We start from the raw sequence: 23,909 nt of genomic DNA, 5'->3' as shown, positions 1-23,909 counted from the left end.
CGAAGCACCAGGCTTCGGTTTTTTACTGCAGCAACTGGCGTGAGCCAGCCGGGCATTACTTCTTGATACGGATAACCGGGGTCTCGCCCACAGTCACGGCACCCGTCATTTTGATCAGCTCTTTGATCTCGTCCATGTTGGAGATGACAACCGGAGTCAGGGTAGACTTGGCTTTCGCTTCCAGAACGGCCAGATCGAACTCGATGATGGTGTCGCCGCGCTTGACCTGTTGGCCTTCCTGAGCGATACGGGTGAAGCCTTCGCCTTTCAGTTCAACGGTGTCGATACCGAAGTGAACGAACAGCTCGATACCGGAGTCGGATTCCAGAGAGAACGCGTGGTTGGTCTCGAAAATCTTGCCGATGGTACCATCGCACGGCGCAACCATCTTGTTGCCAGCCGGCTTGATAGCGATACCGTCACCAACGATCTTCTCGGCGAAGACAACGTCAGGCACATCTTCGATCGGCACGATTTCGCCAGACAGCGGAGCAAAGATTTCGATGCCGCCGGTGTCAGAGCTATCGTCGGAAACCAGTTTCTTCAGTTTGTCGAACAGACCCATATAAAGCTCCTAGAGATGATTTGTCGCTGTTTGCAGCCGATCTTAGCAGACTGCCTTCTGCTTAATAAAGTTATCTACGCATGCTTCGATTTCAGCGGCGGTGGCAAAGCTCAGTGCTTGATCAGCCATGGCCTTCACATCTTCGAAGTTGGTGTTGCGGATAAGCTTCTTGATACGCGGTACAGAGATGGCGCTCATTGAGAACTCATCCAGACCCATACCCAGCAGCAGCAGGGTGGCGCGCTCGTCACCAGCCAGTTCACCACACATACCGGTCCACTTGCCTTCGGCGTGGGACGCATCGATAACCATCTTGATCAGCGTCAGGACGGAGGGTGACAGCGGGTTGTACATGGCGGAGATCATCTCGTTACCACGATCGACAGCCAGGGTGTACTGGGTCAGGTCGTTGGTACCGATACTGAAGAAATCCACTTCCTTGGCCAGATGATGAGCCATCACGGCAGCGGCCGGGGTCTCGATCATGATACCCACTTCGATGGATTCATCAAAGGCTTTGCCTTCGGCACGCAGTTCGGCCTTCAGCGTCTCTACGGTAGCTTTCAGGCTACGGAACTCTTCGACGGAGATGATCATCGGGAACATGATGCGCAGTTTGCCAAAGGCAGAGGCACGCAGAATGGCCCGCAGCTGAGCGTGCATGATGTCTTCGCGGTCGAAGAAAATACGCACGGCACGCCAGCCCAGGAAGGGGTTCATCTCTTTCGGGAAATTCATGTACGGCAGCTCTTTGTCGCCGCCAATGTCCATGGTACGCACGATGATCGGTTGATCCGGCATCGCTTCGGCCACTTCTTTGTAGGCTTTGAACTGCTCGTCTTCGGTCGGCAGCGCGTCACGGTCCATGAACAGGAACTCGGTACGGTACAGACCCACGCCTTCGGCGCCATTGCGGATGGCACCTTCGGTATCCTTGACGGTACCGATGTTGGCGCACACTTCAACCTGATGACCATCCAGCGTGATGGCAGGCAGGTCTTTCAGCTTGGCCAGCTCATCTTTCTCGGCCTGGAACTGAGCCTGGAACTTCTTGGCTTCGCTCAGCTGTTCAGCGGTCGGATTGATGATGATCTGGTTGTTGATCGCATCCAGCACCAGCATGTCACCGTTCTTGACGCGCTCGGTGATGTCGTTGGTGCCCACGATGGCCGGCAGCTCCAGAGAGCGGGCCATGATGGAGGTGTGAGAGGTACGGCCACCGATGTCGGTAACGAAACCCAGCACATATTTCAGGTTGATCTGAGCGGTTTCAGACGGGGTCAGGTCTTTGGCGACCAGAATGACCTCTTCGTCGATGGTGCTCAGGTTGACAACGGCGATGCCCAGTACGTTCTTGACCAGACGGGTACCGATGTCACGGAAGTCGGTTGCGCGTTCGCGCAGATAAGGGTCATCCAGTTCGGCCATCATCTTGGCGTACTGTTCGATCACCTCATAGATGGCTTTGTCAGCGGAAGCCTTGTTCTCTTTGATGAAGGATCTGATATCCCCTTCCAGCTCCTCATCTTCGAGCAGCATGATGTGGCCTTCGAAGATGGCCTCTTTTTCCTCACCGAAGGTACGACCGGCCATCTCTTTGATGGCTTCCAGCTGAGCAGCTGACTTGGTACGAGCTTCGAGGAAACGGTTGATCTCGGCATCAATCTGCTCGGCGGGAATCTTGCCCTGATTGATAACGATTTCATCTTCTTTAAGAAGAAGCGCCTTGCCGAATGCGATACCGGGGGACGCAAGAATGCCAGATATCATAATCCTTCCTATTAAAACGACTGTGGGGGAGGAATAAAGCTGGATTACTCCAGCTCGTCCATCAGGGCAACCAGCTTCTCAACAGCTTGTTGAGCATCCGGGCCGTCAGCCTGGATAGTCACGTTGGTACCCTTGGTCAGGCCCAGGGTCTGCAGCTTGAACAGGCTCTTGGCGCTGGCGGACTTGCCACCGGAGACCACAGTGATCTCGCTTTGGAATTCTTTGGCTTCTTTCACGAACTGAGCTGCCGGACGGGTGTGCAGGCCGTTTTCAGCAGTAATAACAACAGACTTCTCGTACATGGTTTCACCCCATATTATTGATATTTTTTGGTGGATTGGTCGTTTTTGAAGCGCCCTGACCCACCGTGTCAGTATGGATATGTTGTAAAGTAACGAAAGCAGACCCGCAATGGTTTAATCCAGGTCAAGTTTCTGTGCAGTAATCGGCGCGCTGGTTGGCAATTTTCAGTTATTGGGCTACAAGCCGCATCAGGACTGGCCTGAAATTATTTTATAACGAAAAATAACACTTTGTTACTTTGTGATACCCAGCCAGCAAACACCGCGTGACGCCGCACAGGATATGAGATTTACCGCGGAATGTCTGCTTTTTTTCTCACTCCGGAACTTGTTATTTTACCCCAAAAAATAAGGATCAAGTGACACTAACAGGGGTTGAGTCTAGCCCATAAAGAAGCGGCGCTCCTGAGAGCGCCGCTGTTTTGAAAGATTCCGATCAGTTACTGCTGCAGTTCCTGCTCGCTGAACACCCCGGCAAACAGGGCGCTGGAGAGGTAACGCTCCGCCGCGCTCGGCAGGATGACCACAATGGTTTTACCCGCAAATTCCGGCAGCTCGGCCAGACGGCTGGCAGCCACCACCGCAGCACCGGAGCTGATACCGGCCAGGATCCCCTCCTCCTCCATCAGGCGGCGGGCCATCTCGATGGCTTCGTCGCTGGTCACCTTCTCCACCCGATCGATGAGGGAGAGGTCGAGGTTACCCGGGATAAAACCGGCGCCGATCCCCTGGATCTTGTGGGGGCCCGGTTTGATCTCTTCCCCAGCCAGCTTCTGGCTGATGACCGGCGACTCGGCCGGTTCGACCGCGACAGAGACCACCGCCTTGCCCTGGGTCTGCTTCAGGTAGCGGGAGACACCGGTAATGGTGCCGCCGGTGCCGACGCCAGCCACGAACACATCAACCTGACCATCGGTGGCATCCCAGATCTCGGGGCCTGTGGTCTTTTCGTGGATCTCCGGGTTGGCCGGGTTTTCAAACTGTTGCAGCAACACATACTTGCCCGGCTCGGACTCGAGGATCTCGTTGGCCTTGGCAATGGCCCCTTTCATGCCGAGCGGCCCTTCGGTCAGCACCAGATTGGCACCGAGTGCCTTGAGCAGCTTGCGGCGCTCCAGACTCATGGTGGCCGGCATTGTCAGGGTGATGGGATAGCCGCGAGCGGCCGCGACAAAGGCCAGAGCAATACCCGTGTTGCCGCTGGTGGGCTCGATGATCTCCTTACCCTTGGTCAGGATGCCGCGCTTCTCGGCATCCCAGATCAGGTTGGCACCGATCCGGCACTTGACGCTGAAGCTGGGGTTACGGCTCTCGATCTTGGCCAGCACGCGGCCTTTGGTAACACGGTTGAGACGAACCAGCGGGGTGTGACCGATAGTCTGGCTGTTGTCCTCAAAAATTTTGCTCATGGTGCTATCCCTGTGTTTGTTACGACGATGAAACAAGATTACCCTGTGGTTTCTGAATGAGAAGTGACTATTCGTTATAACCATATGGTATTACAACATATAGAACTTATTCTCTCTGGCCCCTGACTCCGGGAGCCAATCGTCAAAGGAACCGACGTTATGGGATTTTCAGGAAGCAGCCAGTATCTCGCCTCCGATGCATTGAAGATGGCGGTCAATGCCGCCATCACCCTCGAAAAACCGCTGCTGATCAAAGGGGAGCCGGGCACCGGCAAGACGGTGCTGGCGGAAGCGGTCGCCGACCATCTCGGCACAGACCTCATTGCCTGGCATATCAAGTCCACCACCAAAGCCCAGCAGGGGCTCTACGAATATGATGCGGTGGCCAGGCTGCGGGACTCCCAGCTCGGCGACCCCAGAGTGGCCGATATCAGTCACTACATTCGTAAAGGCAAGTTGTGGCAGGCCTTCAGCGCCGAGCTGCGACCTGTGCTGCTGATCGACGAGATAGACAAAGCCGACATCGAATTCCCCAACGATCTGCTGCTGGAGCTGGATCGGATGGAGTTCGACGTCTACGAGACCGGCGAGCGAGTCAAGGCGCGCCAGCGGCCGGTGGTCATCATCACCTCCAACAACGAAAAAGAGCTGCCGGATGCCTTCCTGCGCCGCTGTTTCTTCCACTACATCCGCTTCCCCGACAAGGCCGAGATGCAGGCCATCGTCAAACTCCACTACCCCGACCTCAAGGAGAGCCTGCTTGGCGAGGCGATGGATCTCTTCTTCGAGCTGCGCGAGGTAGAGGGGCTGCGCAAGAAGCCCTCTACCTCGGAGCTGCTGGACTGGATCCGCCTTCTCTTGGCCGACGATATCGCCCCCGAGGCAATGCGTGCCCGCGAGCTAGGCAAGCTGGTTCCCGCGCTATATGGCGCCCTGCTCAAGACCGAGCAGGACCTGCATCTCTTCGAGAAGCTCGCCTTTCTGGCCCGGCGCGGCAACTGACCCATGCTGATCGACTTTTTTACCCACCTGCGCCGCCACAAGCTCCCCTGCAGCCTGCGTGAGCTGCTGGACTTGCACGCCGCACTGGCTGCCCGGCTGGTCGCTGTCGATATGGACGAGTTCTACCAACTCTCCCGCTGCCTGCTGGTAAAAGACGAGGCACACTACGATCGCTTCGATCGCGCCTTCGCCGAATACTACGAAGGGCTGGAAGCCATTCCTCTGCTGCCGGAGAGCCTGCCGGATGAGTGGCTGCGCAAGGAGTTCGAACGGCTGTTGAGCCCAGAGGAGAAGACGCTGCTCAAATCCCTTGGCGGACTCGATACGCTGCTGGAGACCCTCAACCAGCGGTTAAGCGAGCAGAAAGAGCGCCACGCCGGCGGCAACAAGTGGGTGGGAACCGGTGGCAGCAGCCCGTTTGGCCACGGAGGTTTTCACCCCGAGGGGGTGCGCATGGGTGGAGAGGAGCAGCACGGCAAGGCGGCCAAGGTGTGGGAGGCCCGTCACTATCGCCACTTCAGCGACGACTCACCGCTCGGCCAGCGTGCCATTCAGCTGGCGCTGCGCAAACTCCGACGCTGGGTGCGCAAAGGCAATCCCGACGAGCTGGATCTCGACGACACCATAAAAAGTTCGGCCCGCCAGGGCTGGCTCGATGTGAAGCTGCGACCCGAGCGCCACAACGGGGTCAAGCTATTGGTTTTCTTCGATGTGGGAGGCTCCATGGATGCCCATGTGGCCGAGGTGCAGCGCCTCTTCTCCGCCTTGCGCCACGAGTTCAAGCATCTGGAGTACTTCTATTTTCACAACTGCCTCTACGACTTCGTCTGGAAGGACAACAACCGCCGCTTTGAGGAGCGGTTCGATATTCTGCGGCTGCTGCGCACCTACGGCAGCGACTACCGGGTGATCCTGGTGGGGGATGCCACCATGGGCCCTTACGAGATCACCTGGCCCGGCGGCAGCGTCGAGCAGTGGAACGAGGAGTCGGGTCAGGTGTGGCTCACCCGATTGCAGCAGCACTTTCCCAAACTGGTGTGGATCAATCCCACCCCGCGCCGGGAGTGGCTCTGGCATTCCTCCATCAAACTGATGAATGACGTGGTTGGCGGACGGATGCATCCGCTGACCCTGGCGGGTCTCGCTGCGGCGATCGACCAGCTGTAACCCTCTCTACCCTATAAACCGACAAGCCGGGAACGCACCCGGCGAGGAGCAAAGATGACCTCTATCGTGATCAGTGGCTCAGGCCTCTATACCCCACCCTTTGCCGTCAGCAATGAAGAGCTGGTGGCCGCCTTCAACCAGTATGTGGATCTCTACAACGAGGAGAACGCCTCCGCCATCGACGCCGGCCAGCTCTCCGCCAAGCAGCACTCCAGCTGCGAGTTCATCGAGAAGGCCTCCGGCATCAAGAGCCGTTATCTGGTGAGCCGCGAAGGGGTGCTCAACCCCGATATCATGCAACCGCTGATGGCGGAGCGGCCCGACGAGATGCCCTCCATCATGGTGGAGATGGCGGTGGCCGCCGCCGAGCAAGCGCTGATCGCCGCTGGCCGCGAACCGGGCGAGATCGATCTGGTCATCGTCGCCGCCTCCAACATGCCGCGCCCCTACCCGGCGCTGGCCATCGAGCTGCAGCACTATCTGGGGGCAGGCGGCATGGCCTTTGACATGAACGTGGCCTGCTCGTCCGCCACCTTCGGCATCAAGACAGCCGCCGACATGCTGGCGGCAGGCACCGCCAACGTGGCGCTGGTGGTCAATCCGGAGATCTGCTCGGGGCACCTCAATTTTCGCGATCGTGATAGTCACTTTATCTTCGGCGATGCCTGCACCGCGGTGCTGCTGGAGCGGGAGGCCGATTGCAAGGTGGCCAATCCGTGGCAACTGGTGGCCAGCAAGCTGGTGACCCAGTACTCCAACAACATCCGCAACAACTTCGGCTTTTTAAACCGGCTGAACCCGCGTACCCGCTACGGCGACGACAAGCTGTTTCGCCAGCAGGGGCGCAAGGTGTTCAAGGAGGTGTTGCCGCTGGTGTGCGACCAGATAGCCAACCAGCTCGATGAGCAGGGCTGGCACGCCGAGAGCCTGAACCGGCTCTGGCTCCATCAGGCCAACCTCACCATGAACCAGTTCATCGGTCGCAAGCTGCTGGGCCACGATGCCAGCCAGCAGGAGGCGCCGGTCATTCTTGATAGCTATGGTAATACCAGCTCGGCGGGTTCCATCATCGCGTTTCATCTGTACAATCGCGACCTTCCTGCGGGGGCCCGCGGCGTACTTTGCTCATTTGGTGCTGGCTACTCCATCGGTAGCTTGCTGCTGCGACGCCTGTAATGGCGGGCCTCCCGCCGACATAACAATAACCAGCAACATGGGTGGGAATATGCAGAGGATCACGGGGCGCTGCGCCCTGCACTACGGGGTAACCCTGTCACTATTTTGTCTCTATGGCTGGCAGGTTTGCCCGTTTCTCGAGAGTCTCACCCTGCCCCAGTTGCTGGGGCCAACGCTGGTGACGTTCGCCATCATGTTCGCCGTGCGCAACTGGCTGCTCTCAAGGCGGCCCCTGCCGCGCAACGAGCTAAACGGGTTCGGCCTGGAGGTCGGTTTCTACCTGCTGGGGGCGCTGCTGCTCTCGTGCTACAACGCTCTGACCCACGACTTTCCGCTGGAGAGCCACCTCAAGGTGCTGCTGGGGATGACCACCCTCGGCTTTCTGGTGGCCGCCGATCTGACCCTGGAGCGGGGCTGGCATCGGGCCAGAGCGCGGCAAGCCGAGCAGAGCCTGGCGCTGAGCCACCCGCTGGCCATGCCGCTGCCACGCAAATTCACTCTCTTTACCCTGGCGACCCTCACCCTGCTGGGGAGCGTCTTCTTCTTGCTGTTCAACAAGGATCTGGAGTGGCTGGCGACGGTGGAACGCAGCCTGCCGAGGGCCGATGCCCAGCACTACATCCTGTGGGCGATCGCCTTCGTGATGACGGTGACCTTCTGCTATCTCGCCCTCATCATCCACGGTTATGGCCGCAATCTCGGCCTCTCCCTGCGCCAGCAGACCCGCACCATGGCCAGAGTGCAGTGCGGTGACTTCGACGCCCGGGTGCCTGTCACCCGGGATGACGAGTTCGGCCTGATTGCCGCCAGCACCAATCAGATGATCGGCGAGCTGAAATCCCGCAGCGACGAGCTCAACCTGACCCGTGACGTGGCCATCCTCGGCCTCGCCTCGCTGGCGGAGACCCGGGACAACGAGACCGGCGCCCATATCATCCGCACCCAGCACTACGTGAAGGCACTGGCGCAATATCTCAGTCGCAACGACCGAGATCGCTACCCGCTCGATGACGCCACCATCGACCTGCTGTTCAAGTCGGCGCCCCTGCACGATGTCGGCAAGGTGGGCATTCCCGACGCCATCCTGCTCAAACCGGGCAAGCTGACCGACGAGGAGTTCGCCATCATGAAGCGCCACCCGCAGATCGGCGCCGAGGCGCTGGCCAGTGCCGAGGCGCAGCTGGGCTCCAACTCCTTCCTGCGGCTGGCACGGGAGATCTCCCTCACCCACCACGAAAAGTGGGATGGCAGCGGCTATCCGGCAGGGCTGGCGGCGGAGGATATTCCTCTCTCCGGGCGCTTGATGGCGGTGGCGGATGTCTACGATGCCCTCATCTCGAAGCGGGTCTACAAACCCGCCTTCAGCCATGAGGAGGCGAAAGAGATCATCGTGAAGGGGAGCGGCAGCCATTTTGATCCCGGCATCGTCGCGGCTTTTCTCGCCTGCGAGACGCAGTTCAGGGAGATTGCCGCGCAGTTTCAGGATCACCACTGAGCAGGCGCATCCCGGCCCTGTGCCGTGATCGCTGGCAGGGCACACGTGTCATAAAATGCGCGCAAGCGGCATGTGCCACGTCGGGCCGATATTGATATTTCCCTTTATTTACAGATGTTTTTTGTCATTTTGTGATCCGGGTTCGTACCGATGACGCAACCGGGATCACAAGATGGCAGGAAAAGGCCGCAATTTGCCCTCCTGCGCCAATGATGGCTTCCAATGAAAGCGAGGTTTGCTATCATCCGGAGACATTTTTCATCTGTCGCCGGCTACAAAAGAATACCCTCATGTACACACAGTTCTTCGGCCTCTCGGAACACCCGTTTTCCATCTCGCCCAATCCCAAATACCTCTATATGAGCGAGCGCCACGGCGAAGCCCTTGCTCATCTCAACTATGGATTGCAGGATGGCGGCGGCTTTGTGCTGCTGACCGGCGAAGTGGGCACCGGCAAGACCACCGTCTCCCGCTGCCTGCTGCAACAGCTGCCCGCCGAGACCGAGATCGCCTACATCCTCAACCCCTCCCTGACCGAACGGGATCTGCTGGCCGCCATCTGCGACGAGTTTCAACTCCCCTATCCCGAAGATGCCGGGATCAAGCGGCTGTTCGACCTTATTCGCGATCACCTGCTAGCCAACCTGGCGGCAGGCAAGCGCAGCGTGGTACTGGTGGATGAGGCGCAGCACCTGCTGCCCGGCGTACTGGAGCAGTTGCGTCTGCTCACCAACCTCGAAACCGATGAACGAAAACTGCTGCAAGTGGTGCTGATCGGTCAGCCCGAGCTGCAACAGATGCTGCGCCAACCCCTGCTGCGTCAGCTGGCCCAGCGCATTACCGCCCGCTATCACCTGCTGCCGCTCTCCCACAGCGACGTGGATGCCTACGTCCGCTTCCGGTTGCAGGTCGCAGGCTGCGTGCAACCCATCTTTACCCCGCGCGCCATCAAGACGCTCCATCGCCTGAGCGGCGGCATCCCCCGTTTCATCAACCTCATCTGCGACCGCGCCCTGATTGCCGCCTTCGCCCGTGGCAGCTACAAGGTTGTCCACGGCGATATCAGCCAGGCCGCCTTCGAGGTCAATGGGGTTCGTGACGAGGGGCGCTGGGCCTCCGGTCTGATGGTGACGCTGGCGGGCGCCCTGCTGGTGGCCGCAGGCTGGTGGGGCTGGCAATTTTTCGGCGTGTTCCCCACCCGTCCGGTAGTCAAGGTCGAGGTGCCGGTCACCATCGACGAGACTGCCGAGCAGCAGGAGCAGCTGACCGAGGCGATCAATCAGGCCATCGACCCCGACAGCGCCATGCAGAATCTCTATCGGGTCTGGGGTTATGAACCGGAACCGTTCGAAGCAACCTGCGATAACGCGCCCCGTGCCGGTCTGCGCTGTCAGGAGGGAGAGGCAAGCCTTGACGAGCTGCGCGCCCTGCAGTACCCAGCCATGATCACGCTCACTGACCAGACTGGCGGCCTCTACTACGCGACTCTGGTCAATCTGGGGCCGAACAAGGCCAGCCTGATGATCGGTGACCAAAGCTGGCAGGTGGATCGCCAGTGGCTCAGCGACAACTGGGGCGGCAGCTACACCCTGCTCTGGCGCATGCCGAAAGGGGGCGTCAGCCTGATCGCCAGCAATGCCGGTCAGACCCAGATCCAGTGGCTCGACAACGCCCTCAGCCGTGCGCTGCAACAACCCGAGCGCAAGGTGCGCCGTTTCGATGGCGAGCTCAAGAACAAGCTGCAGCAGTTCCAGCGGGATCAGGGGCTCACCCCTGATGGCATCGCGGGCAGCAACACCCTGCTGCGTCTCAACGCCCTCTCCGGTGAACCCATGCCCAGACTGGAGGAGGCCTCCTGATGTCTACCCTGCTCAAGGCGCTGCGCCGTGCGCAGCAACCGCAACTCTCCGCCCATATTCCAGCCATGGGCTTGCCCATGCCCCGGGAAGAGGAGCGCAGCCCACGCCGCATCGGCTGGCTGCTGGCCCCCCTGGCCCTGTTGCTGGGGGCGGGCGCCAACTATGGCTGGCATCTGCTCCACCTGCGCCCTATCGAGGAGAAAGTGGAGGTGAAAGAGGTGATCACTCCGCCCTTCGTGCGGGTCGAACCCAAGGCAATGGTGACCCGTCCACTGCCCCCGCCCCTGCCGGAGCCGGTGGCCCAACCCAGAGCAGTGGCCAAAAACGAAGGGACCAGTCAGGGGAATACCCCCGCGCTGAGTCTGGCCGAGCAGCTGATGAAAGCCCTCAATGAAACCCCATTGCAGGAGACGCCACACGCCGCCAGCCAGAACGTGCAACCAGCCCAATTGATGGCGCTGGGCTCGGCGCCCCAATCGGTACGCCAGCAGGTGCCGCAATTGAGCTACGGCTCTCATGTGTTCTCCTCCAACCCCGCCAAGCGGGCTGTGGTGCTCAATGGCCGGGAATACCGGGAGGGGAGCGAAATCGCCCCGGGGGTCGTGCTCGCTACCATCGACCAGCAATACATAGTGCTGCAGGTCGCCGGACAGAGCGTTACCCTCAAGGCGCTGCAGGATTGGCGAGGATGAGTACGCACCGTACCCTGATGTTTGCTGGCAAGCAGGATGCACCTCACCTGAGTGACACTTTTGTGAGCATTCAAAGGTTTACGGTGTGATGAAATATCCATTTTTACGGTTTGGCGCGCCCGGACCCGTTGTGTCGCAGCCACTGGCCGTACACAATACGCAGCCGCCCCAGAGCCTGGAATTTGTTGATTAATATGACGCTACGATTCAGGGATGACATCTTGACCATGCTGCTGGCCCAGTGCCGGCGGCTTCCCATGACCAGAGTCACCCAGGTGGCCTTTCTGGCGCTGCTGATCATGCTGGCCCAGCAGAGCGCCGCCCTCACCTGGCGTCTGCTCACCCTGGCAAGCCCGCAAACCAGCCAACCGTGGCAACCCTCCGCCGTGGCGGTCAACGGCCAGAACAACCCGCGCCTTGAACTGGGCGAGGTGAGCCGACTGGCGCTGTTTGGCAAGGCGATCCCCAAGGCGCAAGCCAAAGCCGCCGTGGCCGCCAATGCGCCGCGTACCCAGCTCAATGCCCAGCTCAACGGGGTGTTGGCCAGCTCGGATCCCGCCAAATCGATCGCCATCATCGCCATGTCCGGCATCCAGAACTCCTACGGGGTCGGTGACATGATTGACGGCACCCAGGCGCGGATCCGGCAGGTCTATCCAGATCGGGTGATCATCGAGCGGGATGGCCGCGACGAGACCCTGATGCTGGATGGCGAGGAGTATGGCAAGCCGCTGCCGCAGACCAACTCCGCCCCCCTTGGCTCCCTGCGCAGCGAGCTGATGGCCGATCCGGGCAAGATCACCGATTACCTCAATATTTCACCGGTTCAGGTGGATGGCCGCATGACCGGCTATCGCCTCAACCCGGGCAGCAATCCTGAGTTTTTCAACCAGAGCGGGCTGCAGGCCAATGACCTGGCCATCAGCATCAACGGGCTGGATTTACGGGACAACATGCAAGCCATGCAGGCGATGCAGCAGATGGCTGGCGCAACGGAAATGACAGTGACCGTCGAGCGACAGGGCGAACAGTTCGACATCTATGTGCGCTTGTCAGAATAATGATTTGGAGTCGTACCAATAATGACCACTAAAGGGAAAAGCTGGCGTCTGGCCACTATCGCAGCGGCACTGATGATGGCGGGCTCAGCCTGGGCCACTGAATACTCTGCCAGTTTCAAGAACGCCGACATTGAAGAGTTCATCAATACGGTGGGCAAGAACCTCAATAAAACCATCATCATAGAGCCCTCGGTGCGCGGCAAGATCAACGTGCGCAGCTACGACCTGCTCAATGAGGAGCAGTACTACCAGTTCTTCCTGAGCGTGCTCGACGTCTACGGCTTTGCCGTGGTGCCGATGGACAACGGGGTGCTCAAGGTGCTGCGCTCGCGGGATGCCAAGACCTCCGCCATTCCGGTGGTGGATGGCAGCAACCCGGGCATGGGCGACGAGATGGTGACTAGAGTCGTGCCGGTGCGCAACGTCTCGGTCCGTGAACTGGCGCCGCTGCTGCGCCAGCTCAACGACAACGCCGGTGGTGGTAACGTGGTGCACTACGAGCCCTCCAACGTGCTGCTGATCACCGGCCGCGCCGCCGTGGTCAATCGTCTGGTAGAGGTGGTGAACCGGGTCGACCGCGCAGGCGATCAGGATGTGGACATCATCAAGCTCAAGTTTGCCTCGGCGGGGGAAATGGTGCGGCTGGTAACCAACCTCAACAAGGATGGCAACCCGCAGGGCGGCACCGCCTCCCTGCTGCTCTCCCCCAAGGTGGTGGCCGACGAGCGCACCAACTCTGTGGTAGTGAGTGGTGAGCCGAAAGCGCGCGCCCGCATCATCCAGATGGTGCGCCAGCTCGACCGCGACCTGCAGAGCCAGGGCAACACCCGGGTCTTCTACCTCAAATATGGCAAGGCCAAAGACATGGTCGAGGTGCTCAAGGGGGTCAGCTCCAGCATCGAGGCCGACAAGAAGGGCGGCGGCGCAACCACAGGTGGCGCCAGTATCGGCGGTGGCAAGCTGGCCATCTCAGCCGACGAGACCACCAATGCGCTGGTCATCACCGCCCAGCCGGACGTTATGTCCGAACTGGAGCAGGTGGTGGCCAAGCTCGATATCCGCCGCGCCCAGGTGCTGGTGGAGGCGATCATCGTCGAGATGCAGGATGGCGACGGCCTCACCCTTGGCGTCCAGTGGGGCAATGCCAACGGTGGTGGCACCCAGTTCACCAACTCCGGTCTGCCCCTCGGCAGCGCCATTGCGGCGGGCAAGGATTACCAGAATGGCAAGACCGACACCGCTGCCGGTCTGCTGAAAGAGTTCAACGGCATGGCCGCCGGTTTCTATCACGGCGACTGGGCCATGCTGGCCACGGCGCTGGCCTCCAATACCAAGAACGATATTCTCTCCACCCCGAGTATCGTCACCATGGATAACAAGGAGGCCTCCTTCAACGTCGGTCAGGAGGTCCCGGTCCAGAGCGGTTCGCAAAGCTCCACCACCAGCGATCAGGTGTTCAACACCATCGAGCGCAAGACGGTGGGCACCAAGCTGGTGGTGACCCCGCAGATCAACGAAGGGGATTCGGTGCTGCTCAATATCGAGCAGGAGGTCTCCAGTGTCGCCCAGACCCAGGCGACCGGTACTGCCAACCTTGGCCCCACTTTCGATACCCGTACCGTCAAGAACGCGGTGCTGGTCAAAAGCGGCGAAACCGTGGTGCTGGGCGGTTTGATGGACGAACAGACCAAGGAGCAGGTCTCCAAGGTGCCCTTGCTTGGCGATATCCCGGTGCTGGGCTATCTGTTCCGCTCCACCTCCAACACCACCTCCAAGCGCAACCTGATGGTCTTTATCCGGCCAACCATCTTGCGTGATGCGGACGTCTATACCGGTGTCTCCAGCAACAAGTACTCCCTGTTCCGCGCCGAGCAGCTCAATGCCGCTTCGCAGGAGGGGTATCTCACCTCCCCCGCCCGTCAGGTATTGCCTGCCTACGGCCAGGATGTGATGGTGTCGCCAGAGCTGCAAAAAGAGATCCAGAAGCAGATCAACGAGATGCGGAGCAGACAGCAAAGCACTGTCGAGACCACCACCCCGTTTGTGCAGAGTAAGCCCTGATGAGTGCCTACCATCTGGATGGAAGTGTCGGGCCTGCGCCACTGCCCGAGCTCCCCTTTGTCTTTGCCCGCAATTTCGGGGTGATCCTGATTGAGCGGGAGGGCGCCCCCGTGCTGCAGTGCCGCCCTGGCGTCACCCCGCAAGCCCTGCTGGAAGTGCGGCGGGTCGCGGGTTGCAGCTTCGCGGTGGAGCAACTCGACAACGAGGCCTTCGAAGAGCTGCTGATGGCCCACTACCAGCGCGACTCCTCCGAGGCGCGCCAGCTGATGGAAGATCTCGGCAACGAGATGGACTTCTTCGCCCTGGCCGAAGAGCTGCCGCAAAGCGAAGATCTGCTGGACGCCGATGACGACGCCCCCATCATTCGCCTCATCAACGCCATGCTGAGCGAGGCGATCAAGGAAGAGGCTTCCGATATCCATATCGAGACCTTCGAGCGGGCACTGGTGATCCGTTTTCGTATCGATGGGGTACTGCGGGAGATCCTGCGCCCCCATCGCAAGCTGGCCTCGCTATTGGTCTCGCGGATCAAGGTGATGTCGCGGATGGATATCGCCGAGAAGCGGGTGCCGCAGGATGGCCGTATCTCGTTGCGTATCGGCGGCCGCGCCGTCGACGTGCGGGTCTCCACCATGCCGTCCAGCTACGGCGAGCGGGTGGTATTGCGTCTCTTGGACAAGAACAACGTGCGCCTCGAGCTCAAGCAGCTGGGGATGACCGCGGCCAACCGCACCATCATCAGCGAGCTCATTCGCAAGCCCCACGGCATTATTCTGGTCACCGGCCCGACCGGTTCCGGTAAATCCACCACCCTCTATGCGGCGCTGTCTGAAATCAACTCGCGGGATCGCAACATCCTGACAGTGGAAGACCCCATCGAATATGACCTCGAAGGGGTGGGCCAGACCCAGGTCAACACCAAGGTGGACATGACCTTCGCCCGCGGCCTGCGCGCCATTCTGCGCCAGGATCCGGACGTAGTGATGGTGGGGGAAATCCGAGACCTCGAAACCGCCCAGATTGCGGTGCAGGCGTCGCTGACCGGCCACCTGGTGATGTCGACCCTGCACACCAACACTGCCATCGGCGCCATCACCCGGATGCGTGACATGGGGATCGAGCCCTTCCTGCTCTCCTCGTCGCTCTTGGCGGTGCTGGCCCAGCGACTGGTGCGCACCCTCTGCCCCGATTGCCGCGCCCCGCGCCCCATTACCGAGCAGGAGCGCCTCGCCATGGGCATCGAGCTAGCCCCCGACCAGCAGGTGTGGCGTCCGGTCGGATGCGAGCTGTGCAACCACACCGGCTACCGTGGCCGGACCGGCATCCACGAGCTGGTGGTGATCGACGAAGCGGTGCGAGAAGCCATTCACAGCGCCAGCGGCGAGCTCGCCATCGAGCGGCTGATCCGCGGCCACACCCCCAGCATCCGCCGTGACGGCATCGACAAGGTCCTCAAGGGGCAAACCAGCCTCGAAGAGGTGCTGCGCGTGACCCGGGAAGATTGAGATGGCGGCATTCGAATACAAGGCCCTCGACAACAAGGGACGCAGCAAGAGCGGCGTAATGGAGGGCGACTCGGCCCGTCAGGTGCGCCAGCTGCTGCGCGAACAGGGGCTCACTCCCCTCGAGGTGAACGAGACCACCGAGAAGGCGAAACGGGAAGCGACCCGCTTCGCCCTGTTTCGTCGTGGTGCCAGCACCGCTGAGCTTGCCCTGATCACTCGCCAGCTGGCGACTCTGGTGGGCGCCGGTCTCACCATCGAAGAGGCGCTCAAAGCGGTAGCCGAGCAGTGCGAAAAGGCCCACTTGCGCTCTCTGGTGGCCACTGTGCGCAGCAAGGTGGTGGAAGGCTATTCGCTGGCCGACTCGCTGGGGGCTTTTCCCCATGTGTTCGACCAGCTGTTTCGCTCCATGGTGGCGGCCGGTGAAAAATCGGGCCATCTGGAGAAGGTGCTCAACCGCCTCGCCGACTACACCGAGCAGCGCCAGCATATGCGCACCAAGCTGTTGCAGGCGATGATCTACCCCATCGTGCTTACCTGCGTGGCTATCGGGGTTATCTCGATCCTGCTTACCGCCGTGGTGCCCAAGGTGGTGGCCCAGTTTGAACACATGGGCCAGCAGTTGCCGGGCACCACCCGCTTTCTCATCGGCACCAGCGAACTGATGCAGGCCTACGGCCTCTGGTTCCTGCTGCTGATCTTCCTTGGCAGCTTTGTCTGGCGCTGGTGGCTCACCGATGAAAAGCGCCGCCGACGCTGGCATCAGGTGCTGCTCGGCCTGCCGGTGATTGGCCGGGTCAGTCGCGGTCTCAACACCGCCCGCTTCGCCCGCACGTTAAGCATCCTCAACGCCAGTGCGGTGCCGCTGCTGGAGGGGATGAAGATCTCCGGCGAAGTGCTCTCCAACGACTTTGCCAGAATGCGCATTCTCGAGGCCGCCGAACGGGTGCGCGAGGGGACCAGTCTGCGCAAGTCGCTGACTGAGACCAAGATTTTCCCGCCCATGATGCTGCATATGATCGCCTCCGGCGAGCAGAGCGGTGAGCTCGACAGCATGCTGGAGCGGGCGGCAGACAACCAGGATCGGGAGTTTGAATCCCAGGTCAATATCGCCCTCGGGGTGTTCGAACCCATGCTGGTGGTCTCCATGGCCGGGGTGGTGCTGTTTATCGTGATGTCGATCCTGCAGCCGATCCTCGAGCTCAACAATATGGTGAATATGTAAGTTTCCGGTGTTCGGTGGCGCCGCTGGCGGCCCGTCGAACCCACCCAGTGATCACTCTCTGATGGGCCATCCCATCTCATTCGTTACGGAGCAACTCATGAACAAACGTCGTCAATCCGGTTTTACCTTGCTGGAAGTCATGGTGGTCATCGTGATCCTCGGCATTCTGGCCAGTCTGGTGGTGCCCAACCTGATGGGCAACAAGGAGAAGGCTGACCAGCAGAAAGCGGTCTCCGATATCGTGGCGCTGGAAAACGCCCTCGACATGTACAAGCTGGACAACAACCGCTACCCGACCACCGAACAGGGTCTGGACGCGCTGGTGACCAAGCCTTCCATCGATCCGGCGCCGCGCAGCTACCGCGATGGCGGCTACATCAAGCGCCTGCCGCAAGATCCCTGGGGCAACCCGTACCAGCTGCTGAGCCCGGGCCAGTTCGGCAAGATCGACATCTTCTCCATGGGTCTGGATGGTGAAGCCGGTACCGATGACGACATCGGCAACTGGAACCTGAAGGATTTCCAATAAGTGATATGTCGCCACCGCACTCCTTGTGAGCTGACTGCATGAAGCGATCTCTCTCCTTTCATCGCCAATCCGGCTTTACTCTGCTGGAAGTGTTGCTGGTCGCCATGCTGATGGGACTAGTGGCCACCGCCGTCACTCTCAGCATGGGAGGCGCCAGAGGAGATCGGGAGCTGGACAAGCAGGCGCGTCGCCTGATGGCGACGCTGCAGCTGGCGCAGGAGTATGCGGTGATGGATGGTCGGCTGGTAGGCATTCGCATCGAGGATAACGGCTGGCAGTTTATGCAGCGTCAGGCCAAAGATCGCAAGTGGCTGGCCCTGACTGGCGACAAGCAGCTGGGGCCGGTGCAACTGGCCGAGAACATGACGCTGGCGCTGGAGCTGGAAGGCTTTGGCTGGCAGCCCGATCCCGACGAGAAAACCGAACAGAAGCGCGACGAGAAGGAGCGCACGCCGCAGTTGCTCATCTTCCCAGGCGGCGAGCTGAGCCCGTTCGTGCTCACCTTCACCCAGCAGGATGACGATGCCCGCTACACCCGCATCGTCAAGGGGGACGAGTTCGGCCGCCTCACCCTGCTCACCGGCGATGAAGATGAAGAGGTGAGCCAATGAACGCCCGCGGTATGACGTTGTTTGAGAGAGGAGTCATGGTGGCGCTACTTCTGTGTCAACAACACGTTCAACGGGTGGCACGATGAAAGCGCGCGGCATGACCTTGCTCGAAGTGATGGTGGCGCTGGCGGTCTTTGCCATCGCCGGACTTGCGGTAATGAAAACCGCCAGCGAACACCTCTCTGCCCTCAACTATCTGGAGCAGAAGACCCTGGCCACCTGGGTGGTGGAGAACCAGCTGGTGCAACAGAAGCTCGAGAACAAGTGGCCCGGCGACAGCTGGGTGGAAGGGGATGAGCAGATGGCGGGCAGCACTTGGTACTGGCGCTATCGCGGCGCCGCCACCGCCGACAACAACTTCCGGGCGCTTGATATGGAAGTGCGCACCGAGGCCAAGGCCGAGAACCCGGTCGCCATGATGCGGACCTATATCAGCCGATGACCCAGAGCAACACCCGCCCTTCCCGCCACCGTGGCTTTACCCTGCTTGAGATGCTGGTGGCGATCGCCATCTTCGCCAGCCTCAGCATGGGTGCCTATCAGGTGCTGCAGGGGGTGCTCACCAGCGACGAGGTGACCAAGCGCAAGGAGGCCCGCCTCAACGAATTGCAGCTCGCCTTCACCCTGCTGGAGCGAGACGTCACCCAGATGGTGCCGCGCAGCGGTCGCATCGAGGGTGAGAACAACAAGGTGCTGCTGGCGGCCTCCCGTTTCGGCCAGCAGAGCGATGACTGGGGCATGGCCTTTATGCGCAGCGGCTGGCTCAACCCGGACGGCATGCTGCCCCGCTCCCATCTGCAGCGGGTCGGCTGGCGCCTCAAGGATCAGAAGCTGGAGCGCCTGAGCTACCTCTATCCGGATCCGGTGATCGGCACCGAGCCGCGCATCCAGCCGGTGCTGGCAGGGGTCACGGCGTTTCGCCTCTACTTCTTCGACAAGGGCAACTGGAAGGAGGAGTGGACCCAGCGCAGTGTGCTGCCCCACGGGCTGGCGGTAGAGCTGGATCTGGACGATTACGGCACCATTCGCCGTCAGTTCCTGATTGGTGCTGGTGGCCAGCGCGCCGAAGAGAACAGCCAGAGCAGCAACCCCGATCAAGGGGGCGGCAGCGACAGCAATAACGGGAACAACGGCGGCAACGGCAATACCAATGGCGGTAATGGTGACAGCCAGAACGGCGGGGGCGCCAATGCGGGCTAATCTCGCCGCTCCCGGTCGCCAGCGCGGTATGGCGCTGCTGGTGGTGCTGCTGATCCTCTCGGTGATGGTGATCATCGCCAGCAACATGAGCGGCCGCCTGCAGCTTGAGCTGCGCCGCACCGCCAACATCACCACCGGCAAACAGGCGTGGTGGTATGCCCTCTCGGCGGAAGCGCTGGTGAGCAAGGTGCTGACACAGGATTTCAAGGACAACCCCGAGGTAGTCAACCTCAGCCAGAACTGGGCACGCAAAAATACGGTGTTTCCGGTAGACGATGGCCAGCTGAAGGGCGAGGTGACCGACCTGCAATCCTGCTTCAACCTCAACAGTCTGAGCGTGGCCTCCAAGGCGGGGAGCGGCGAGGAGCTGGAACAGCAACCCTATCCGGTGCAGGTGTTTCGCGAACTGCTCAAGCAGCTGGCGATGGATGATTACGAGGCGGCCCAGCTCACCGATGCCATCCGGGACTGGACCGACAAGGATACGGTGCTGGTCTCCAGCCTTGGCGCAGAGGACGCCTATTACGAGGGGCTCAAGCCACCCTACCTCACCGCCAACCAGTGGATGCTGGGCAAGGATGAGCTGCGGGCGGTGCGCGGGGTGACAGCCAGGGTCTATGCCAAGCTGGCCCCCTACGTCTGCGCCCTGCCCAACGACAAGTTGAAGATCAATATCAATACCCTGGCGCCCGAGCGCCCCGAGCTGCTGGTTGCCCTCTATCTGGGCAAGATAGGGCAGGATGATGCCAAACGGGTATTGAACGAACGACCGCAGAAAGGGTGGAAAGAGAGCAAGCTGATGACGGACTTGCTCGCCCCGCCCGATACGGTCAAAGGACTGAAAGAGGCGCTGGTGGTGAAAAGCGACTTCTTCGAAGCCCGTATGGTAGCGGAAGTGGGCGATAACCGGGCCTGGCTCGAAACCCTGTTCCAGCGGGGCAAGGACAATAAACTGGTCATGCTGCGCCGCCTCAGTAGCGGCGCCGAATAAACAGCGCACCGGCGGGCCCTCGCCCGCGGGTACGAGAGATGTTGGCTGCAGCCTGCGGGCTGCGCACCGGTTGCCAAGGCGTACAACGCCCTGCGCAAACCGGTATCGCAGGAGAGAGATGCGTGAGCGAAAGTCTGGTCATCCGACTGGGGACCAATAAACAACAACCCGTGGCCTGGCTGGTCTGGTCCGGTCAGGAGCAGGAGATCATCGCCTCCGGCACCCTGCCCTCGGCCGATGCCTTGGGCGAGCTGCAGGAGCGGGCCGGTGGCCGCCCCGTGGTCACGCTGGTGCCGGGCAGCGATCTGATCTTCCGGCGCGTCACCCTGCCGGGTCGCTACAACCGCCAGTCGGCGGCGGCCCTCCCCTACCTGCTGGAGGAGCAGATCGCCTCCGATGTGGATGAGCTCCATCTGGTGGTGCTGGCTCATGAAGGTCAACAAGTCGACCTGATGGCGGTGGATCGGCAGAAGATGGGCGAGTGGCTCGGCTGGCTCGATGCCGCTGGCCTCAAGAGCCTGCAACTGCTGCCCGATGTGCTGGCGCTGCCACAGGCCGCAGATGGCTGGTCTGCCCTGCAACTCGGCAACGAGTGGCTGGTACGCCAGGGCCCCTGTCAGGGGATCGTCGCCGACGAACCGCTGCTGGCCATGTTGCTGGCAACCGAAGCCGAGCCGGTCACCATCCACAGCCACACTCCGGTGCCCGCCATTGCAGCCGCCAACTGGCAGGCCGCGGAGCCCGAACTGCCCATGCTGCTGCTGGCCAAGGGGGCACTCACCTGCCGCGCCAACCTGCTGACCGGCCCCTACCGGCCGCAGACCGAATATGCCCGCTACTGGTTGCAGTGGCGCAAGGTGGCCATCACCGCGGGTCTGTTGCTACTGGTGGCCCTCGGCCAGCGCGGGGTGCAGCTCTATCAGCTCACCGAGCAGGACAAGACGCTGAAAGCGGAGATCCGTGCCGTCTATACCCGCATCTTCCCGGGGGAGAGCCGCATCGTGAACGTGCGCAGCCAGATGACCCAGCACCTGCAACTGATGGGACAAACCCCGCAAAACGGCGTGCTGCTGATGCTCACCGAGCTGGCCCCCACCTTTGCCGAAGTGCCCGGCCTCAAGCCACAGGTGATGCGCTTTGATGCCAGCCGCCGCGAGCTGCGGCTGCAGGTGACCGCCCCCGGCTTTGCCGAGATCGAGCGGTTCCGTGAGCTGGCCGGCAAGCAATTCGAGGTACAGCAAGGCGAGGTGCGCAGCACCGAGGGCAAGGTAGAGGGCGCACTGGTGCTCAAGGGTAAATCATCATGATGGAAAAATTGCAGGGCTGGTGGCACGGCATCACCGCACGGGAACAGCGGCTGGTGGTCGCGGGTGGCGCCCTGTTGCTGGTCGGTCTCTTCTACTGGAGCGTCTGGCAACCGATCAATAATCGCATTGCCGAGCGGGAGCGGCAGGTGCAGAACCAGCAGCAGACCCTCGCCTGGCTCAAGGAGAAGGGGGAAGAGGTGCTGGCCATGCAGGGTGGCGCGGGTCGCCAGATCGACACCAGCGGCACCCTGGAAGGGGTGGTCAACCGCACCGCCTTCAATCACAAGATCAAGATTGCCCGGCTGCAACCCCAGGCGCAGGAGCTGCAAGTGTGGATCGACACGGTCCAGTTCGATGACTTGCTGCTCTGGCTCTCCACCCTGGTGGAGCAGCACGGCATTCAGGTGCAAATCATCGAGATCGCCCGCGAGGATCTGGCCCCGGGTCTGGTCAAGGTCAGACGTTTGCAGTTGAGTCGCCCCCAATGAAACATCCCATTGTCACACCCCGCCGGTTGCTGCTCTCTCACCGCCATGTAGCCGGTGCGCCGGGCCGGGTTTCTCTCTTGCAGTTGAGTCGTTTCCTATGAAAAAGCGCATCCTGATTGCCAGCCTGTTTCTGGCCGCCTATCTGGTCTTCCTGCTCGCCACCCTGCCTGCGGCGCTGGTGGCGCGCTATCTGCCGCTGCCTGCCAACGTCGCCAACCTGCTGAAACTGGAAGGGGTGAGCGGCACCCTCTGGAGCGGCCAGATCGCCCGGCTGCAATATGCCAGCGAATCGGTGAACCAGCTGCGCTGGGATCTCAACGGCTGGTCGCTGCTGCGCTTCGCCCCCGAAGTGGCCATTCGCTTTGGCGATCGCAACGGCCTCAATGGTCAGGGCGTTGTCGGCTGGAATGGCGCAGCCTTCGGCCGGGATCTGACTCTCAACGCCCCGGCACCCTGGTTGATGACGCGTATTCCGATGCCGCTCCCCTTCCCGGTCACCCTTACCGGTCAACTGCAACTGAAAGTGGATCAGTTTGCCCAAGGCAACCCCTGGTGTGACAACCTCTACGGCAACCTCGACTGGTACAACGCCAGTGCCGATACCCCGGCAGGCAAGCTGGAGCTGGCCGACCCCGAGGTGAAACTCACCTGCCTCGACTCCAAACTGGTGGCCGAACTCAAGCAGAGCTCGGATGCCGTCCAGACCAGCGGTCGCCTCGAACTGCAACCCAATGGCCAGTACCTGTTCCAGGGTAATCTGAAGCCGGGGGCGGCACTGCCGGAACAGATGCAGCAGGGGCTCCCCTTCCTCGGTCAACCAGACAGTCAAGGGCGTTTCCCGCTGCGCTATCAAGGCCGGATCTAATTCACCGTCCCACCGACCCCGGCGCTGCTCCGGGGTCGGCGCTTTCTTTCCTATCCCCTATCCATTGCAATCCTGTCCATTTCTCTCCTATTCGTTGCTATCTTGTCCGTGCCCTACCCCGATATTGCTCGCCATGGCCCGCGTCGCTTGGCCATGGCACCTTTGTCGCGCCACTTCCCTTATCACCATGACGATGCAATACCTCCCTCTTGTTCAACAGCCATTCAGGTCAATGAGAGCTCACAGACTAAAAAACCAGCACAATCATTTAGACGACCAAAACATCAATCAGGTTCTATTCAGCTTAAAATACCTGGTGATGCCTGTTATTGATTTTTTATCTCACAGGAAAATAAAAACACATTACAAAAACCATAACAACTTGAAAAATAACAATAAAATTATGACATGGATCTTGTAAAACCCCATTTCTCACTCATTCCCCCGAAATCAACCATCAAGAAATGTGAACCACAACAAAACAGATGGTCAATCAGAGACGATCGATGCAACTCTCGAAATACCAGATGAAACCTATAAGTAGTTACAATGAGGCTCAGAGATCCCCTCATTTTTAGAGACTCAAATAATTCCAAGTGTGCGGGTATATAAGCGGTGTTGCTTCAGGTAGT

Annotated in this window: 21 protein-coding genes and 1 pseudogene; 18 read left to right on the top strand and 4 right to left on the bottom strand. The window is 60.6% G+C overall.

The genetic code is table 11. The features are described 5' to 3' along the window. Positions 1 to 55: 55 nt before the first annotated feature. From crr to cysK, 4 genes are all read right to left on the bottom strand, one after another. On the bottom strand, positions 56 to 565 hold the full coding sequence (gene crr / locus OKC27_RS17085) for a PTS glucose transporter subunit IIA (protein WP_042061931.1): 510 nt from the start codon (positions 563 to 565) through the stop codon (positions 56 to 58). Between the two features lie 42 nt (positions 566 to 607). Then, the gene (gene ptsI, locus OKC27_RS17080; protein ID WP_182939162.1) at positions 608 to 2,335 is read right to left on the bottom strand and encodes a phosphoenolpyruvate-protein phosphotransferase PtsI; all 1,728 of its coding nucleotides are present in this window, start codon (positions 2,333 to 2,335) and stop codon (positions 608 to 610) included. 44 nt (positions 2,336 to 2,379) lie between these two features. Beyond that, positions 2,380 to 2,637, bottom strand: coding sequence for an HPr family phosphocarrier protein (locus OKC27_RS17075; protein ID WP_005338266.1), 258 nt, complete (start codon positions 2,635 to 2,637; stop codon positions 2,380 to 2,382). A gap of 440 nt (positions 2,638 to 3,077) precedes the next feature. Further along, entirely contained in the window at positions 3,078 to 4,046 is a 969-nt protein-coding gene (gene cysK, locus OKC27_RS17070) for a cysteine synthase A (RefSeq protein WP_182970642.1), read from the bottom strand. 159 nt (positions 4,047 to 4,205) lie between these two features. On the opposite strand from cysK, the gene OKC27_RS17065 reads away from it, so the two are divergent. From OKC27_RS17065 to exeN, 18 genes and pseudogenes are all read left to right on the top strand, one after another. Continuing rightward, positions 4,206 to 5,048, top strand: coding sequence for an AAA family ATPase (locus tag OKC27_RS17065; protein WP_213393617.1), 843 nt, complete (start codon positions 4,206 to 4,208; stop codon positions 5,046 to 5,048). Between the two features lie 3 nt (positions 5,049 to 5,051). Further along, positions 5,052 to 6,215 (top strand): vWA domain-containing protein, encoded by a 1,164-nt coding sequence (locus OKC27_RS17060; RefSeq protein ID WP_213393616.1) that lies wholly within the window; start codon positions 5,052 to 5,054, stop codon positions 6,213 to 6,215. Positions 6,216 to 6,269: 54 nt separating this feature from the next. After that, positions 6,270 to 7,391 (top strand): beta-ketoacyl-ACP synthase III, encoded by a 1,122-nt coding sequence (locus tag OKC27_RS17055; protein ID WP_213393615.1) that lies wholly within the window; start codon positions 6,270 to 6,272, stop codon positions 7,389 to 7,391. A 49-nt stretch (positions 7,392 to 7,440) separates the two neighbouring features. After that, positions 7,441 to 8,886 carry an HD domain-containing phosphohydrolase gene (locus OKC27_RS17050; protein WP_270693727.1) on the top strand — a complete coding sequence of 482 codons (1,446 nt, stop codon included), beginning with the start codon at positions 7,441 to 7,443 and terminating at the stop codon, positions 8,884 to 8,886. Between the two features lie 290 nt (positions 8,887 to 9,176). Continuing rightward, positions 9,177 to 10,745 carry an ExeA family protein gene (locus tag OKC27_RS17045; RefSeq protein WP_270806519.1) on the top strand — a complete coding sequence of 523 codons (1,569 nt, stop codon included), beginning with the start codon at positions 9,177 to 9,179 and terminating at the stop codon, positions 10,743 to 10,745. Beyond that, positions 10,745 to 11,437: a GspB family T2SS assembly factor variant ExeB gene (gene exeB / locus OKC27_RS17040; protein ID WP_201944647.1), complete on the top strand. Its 693-nt coding sequence runs from the start codon at positions 10,745 to 10,747 to the stop codon at positions 11,435 to 11,437. The genes OKC27_RS17045 and exeB overlap by 1 nt, the downstream gene beginning before the upstream one ends. 227 nt (positions 11,438 to 11,664) lie before the next feature. Further along, positions 11,665 to 12,498: a GspC family type II secretion system variant ExeC gene (exeC, locus tag OKC27_RS17035; protein ID WP_279487300.1), complete on the top strand. Its 834-nt coding sequence runs from the start codon at positions 11,665 to 11,667 to the stop codon at positions 12,496 to 12,498. Between the two features lie 21 nt (positions 12,499 to 12,519). Then, positions 12,520 to 14,559 (top strand): GspD family T2SS secretin variant ExeD, encoded by a 2,040-nt coding sequence (gene exeD / locus OKC27_RS17030; RefSeq protein ID WP_064338465.1) that lies wholly within the window; start codon positions 12,520 to 12,522, stop codon positions 14,557 to 14,559. After that, positions 14,559 to 16,064, top strand: a complete 1,506-nt coding sequence (exeE, locus tag OKC27_RS17025) for a GspE family T2SS ATPase variant ExeE (RefSeq protein WP_058057784.1) — start codon at positions 14,559 to 14,561, stop codon at positions 16,062 to 16,064. Before exeD ends, exeE begins: the two co-directional genes overlap by 1 nt. A gap of 1 nt (position 16,065) precedes the next feature. Then, positions 16,066 to 17,286: a GspF family T2SS innner membrane protein variant ExeF gene (exeF, locus tag OKC27_RS17020; protein WP_005338296.1), complete on the top strand. Its 1,221-nt coding sequence runs from the start codon at positions 16,066 to 16,068 to the stop codon at positions 17,284 to 17,286. Between the two features lie 97 nt (positions 17,287 to 17,383). Continuing rightward, on the top strand, positions 17,384 to 17,815 hold the full coding sequence (gene exeG / locus OKC27_RS17015) for a GspG family T2SS major pseudopilin variant ExeG (RefSeq protein ID WP_005338297.1): 432 nt from the start codon (positions 17,384 to 17,386) through the stop codon (positions 17,813 to 17,815). 38 nt (positions 17,816 to 17,853) lie between these two features. Further along, a complete protein-coding gene (gene exeH / locus OKC27_RS17010; RefSeq protein WP_139462869.1) occupies positions 17,854 to 18,426 on the top strand; it encodes a GspH family T2SS minor pseudopilin variant ExeH in 573 nt (190 codons plus the stop codon). A gap of 82 nt (positions 18,427 to 18,508) precedes the next feature. Further along, positions 18,509 to 18,868 carry a GspI family T2SS minor pseudopilin variant ExeI gene (gene exeI, locus OKC27_RS17005; RefSeq protein ID WP_139462868.1) on the top strand — a complete coding sequence of 120 codons (360 nt, stop codon included), beginning with the start codon at positions 18,509 to 18,511 and terminating at the stop codon, positions 18,866 to 18,868. Continuing rightward, positions 18,865 to 19,503, top strand: a pseudogene (gene gspJ, locus OKC27_RS17000) (type II secretion system minor pseudopilin GspJ); the annotation flags it as partial. The gene exeI and the pseudogene gspJ, both read left to right, overlap by 4 nt. 112 nt (positions 19,504 to 19,615) lie before the next feature. Then, a complete protein-coding gene (gene exeK, locus OKC27_RS16995; protein ID WP_213393613.1) occupies positions 19,616 to 20,617 on the top strand; it encodes a GspK family T2SS minor pseudopilin variant ExeK in 1,002 nt (333 codons plus the stop codon). Between the two features lie 122 nt (positions 20,618 to 20,739). Beyond that, positions 20,740 to 21,924 carry a GspL family type II secretion system protein ExeL gene (gene exeL, locus OKC27_RS16990; protein WP_213393612.1) on the top strand — a complete coding sequence of 395 codons (1,185 nt, stop codon included), beginning with the start codon at positions 20,740 to 20,742 and terminating at the stop codon, positions 21,922 to 21,924. Continuing rightward, entirely contained in the window at positions 21,921 to 22,412 is a 492-nt protein-coding gene (gene exeM / locus OKC27_RS16985) for a GspM family type II secretion system protein ExeM (protein ID WP_213393611.1), read from the top strand. The genes exeL and exeM overlap by 4 nt, the downstream gene beginning before the upstream one ends. 97 nt (positions 22,413 to 22,509) lie before the next feature. Further along, positions 22,510 to 23,277 (top strand): GspN family type II secretion system protein ExeN, encoded by a 768-nt coding sequence (exeN, locus tag OKC27_RS16980; RefSeq protein WP_213393610.1) that lies wholly within the window; start codon positions 22,510 to 22,512, stop codon positions 23,275 to 23,277. Positions 23,278 to 23,909: the final 632 nt, after the last annotated feature.

It is taken from the genome of Aeromonas sp. QDB62, assembly GCF_027705695.1.
In the GTDB taxonomy this organism is placed as follows: Bacteria; Pseudomonadota; Gammaproteobacteria; order Enterobacterales; family Aeromonadaceae; genus Aeromonas; species Aeromonas allosaccharophila.
The sequence above is the reverse complement of the archived record's forward strand: the minus strand, read 5'-3'. Positions and strand labels throughout refer to the sequence as shown.

Bases quoted from the DNA above. Each gene is read 5' to 3' on its own strand.
- crr (WP_042061931.1), bottom strand. From the start codon at position 565: ATGGGTCTGTTCGACAAACTGAAGAAACTGGTTTCCGACGATAGCTCT.
- ptsI (WP_182939162.1), bottom strand. From the start codon at position 2,335: ATGATATCTGGCATTCTTGCGTCCCCCGGTATCGCATTCGGCAAGGCG.
- OKC27_RS17075 (WP_005338266.1), bottom strand. From the start codon at position 2,637: ATGTACGAGAAGTCTGTTGTTATTACTGCTGAAAACGGCCTGCACACC.
- cysK (WP_182970642.1), bottom strand. From the start codon at position 4,046: ATGAGCAAAATTTTTGAGGACAACAGCCAGACTATCGGTCACACCCCG.
- OKC27_RS17065 (WP_213393617.1), top strand. From the start codon at position 4,206: ATGGGATTTTCAGGAAGCAGCCAGTATCTCGCCTCCGATGCATTGAAG.
- OKC27_RS17060 (WP_213393616.1), top strand. From the start codon at position 5,052: ATGCTGATCGACTTTTTTACCCACCTGCGCCGCCACAAGCTCCCCTGC.
- OKC27_RS17055 (WP_213393615.1), top strand. From the start codon at position 6,270: ATGACCTCTATCGTGATCAGTGGCTCAGGCCTCTATACCCCACCCTTT.
- OKC27_RS17050 (WP_270693727.1), top strand. From the start codon at position 7,441: ATGCAGAGGATCACGGGGCGCTGCGCCCTGCACTACGGGGTAACCCTG.
- OKC27_RS17045 (WP_270806519.1), top strand. From the start codon at position 9,177: ATGTACACACAGTTCTTCGGCCTCTCGGAACACCCGTTTTCCATCTCG.
- exeB (WP_201944647.1), top strand. From the start codon at position 10,745: ATGTCTACCCTGCTCAAGGCGCTGCGCCGTGCGCAGCAACCGCAACTC.
- exeC (WP_279487300.1), top strand. From the start codon at position 11,665: ATGCTGCTGGCCCAGTGCCGGCGGCTTCCCATGACCAGAGTCACCCAG.
- exeD (WP_064338465.1), top strand. From the start codon at position 12,520: ATGACCACTAAAGGGAAAAGCTGGCGTCTGGCCACTATCGCAGCGGCA.
- exeE (WP_058057784.1), top strand. From the start codon at position 14,559: ATGAGTGCCTACCATCTGGATGGAAGTGTCGGGCCTGCGCCACTGCCC.
- exeF (WP_005338296.1), top strand. From the start codon at position 16,066: ATGGCGGCATTCGAATACAAGGCCCTCGACAACAAGGGACGCAGCAAG.
- exeG (WP_005338297.1), top strand. From the start codon at position 17,384: ATGAACAAACGTCGTCAATCCGGTTTTACCTTGCTGGAAGTCATGGTG.
- exeH (WP_139462869.1), top strand. From the start codon at position 17,854: ATGAAGCGATCTCTCTCCTTTCATCGCCAATCCGGCTTTACTCTGCTG.
- exeI (WP_139462868.1), top strand. From the start codon at position 18,509: ATGAAAGCGCGCGGCATGACCTTGCTCGAAGTGATGGTGGCGCTGGCG.
- exeK (WP_213393613.1), top strand. From the start codon at position 19,616: ATGCGGGCTAATCTCGCCGCTCCCGGTCGCCAGCGCGGTATGGCGCTG.
- exeM (WP_213393611.1), top strand. From the start codon at position 21,921: ATGATGGAAAAATTGCAGGGCTGGTGGCACGGCATCACCGCACGGGAA.
- exeN (WP_213393610.1), top strand. From the start codon at position 22,510: ATGAAAAAGCGCATCCTGATTGCCAGCCTGTTTCTGGCCGCCTATCTG.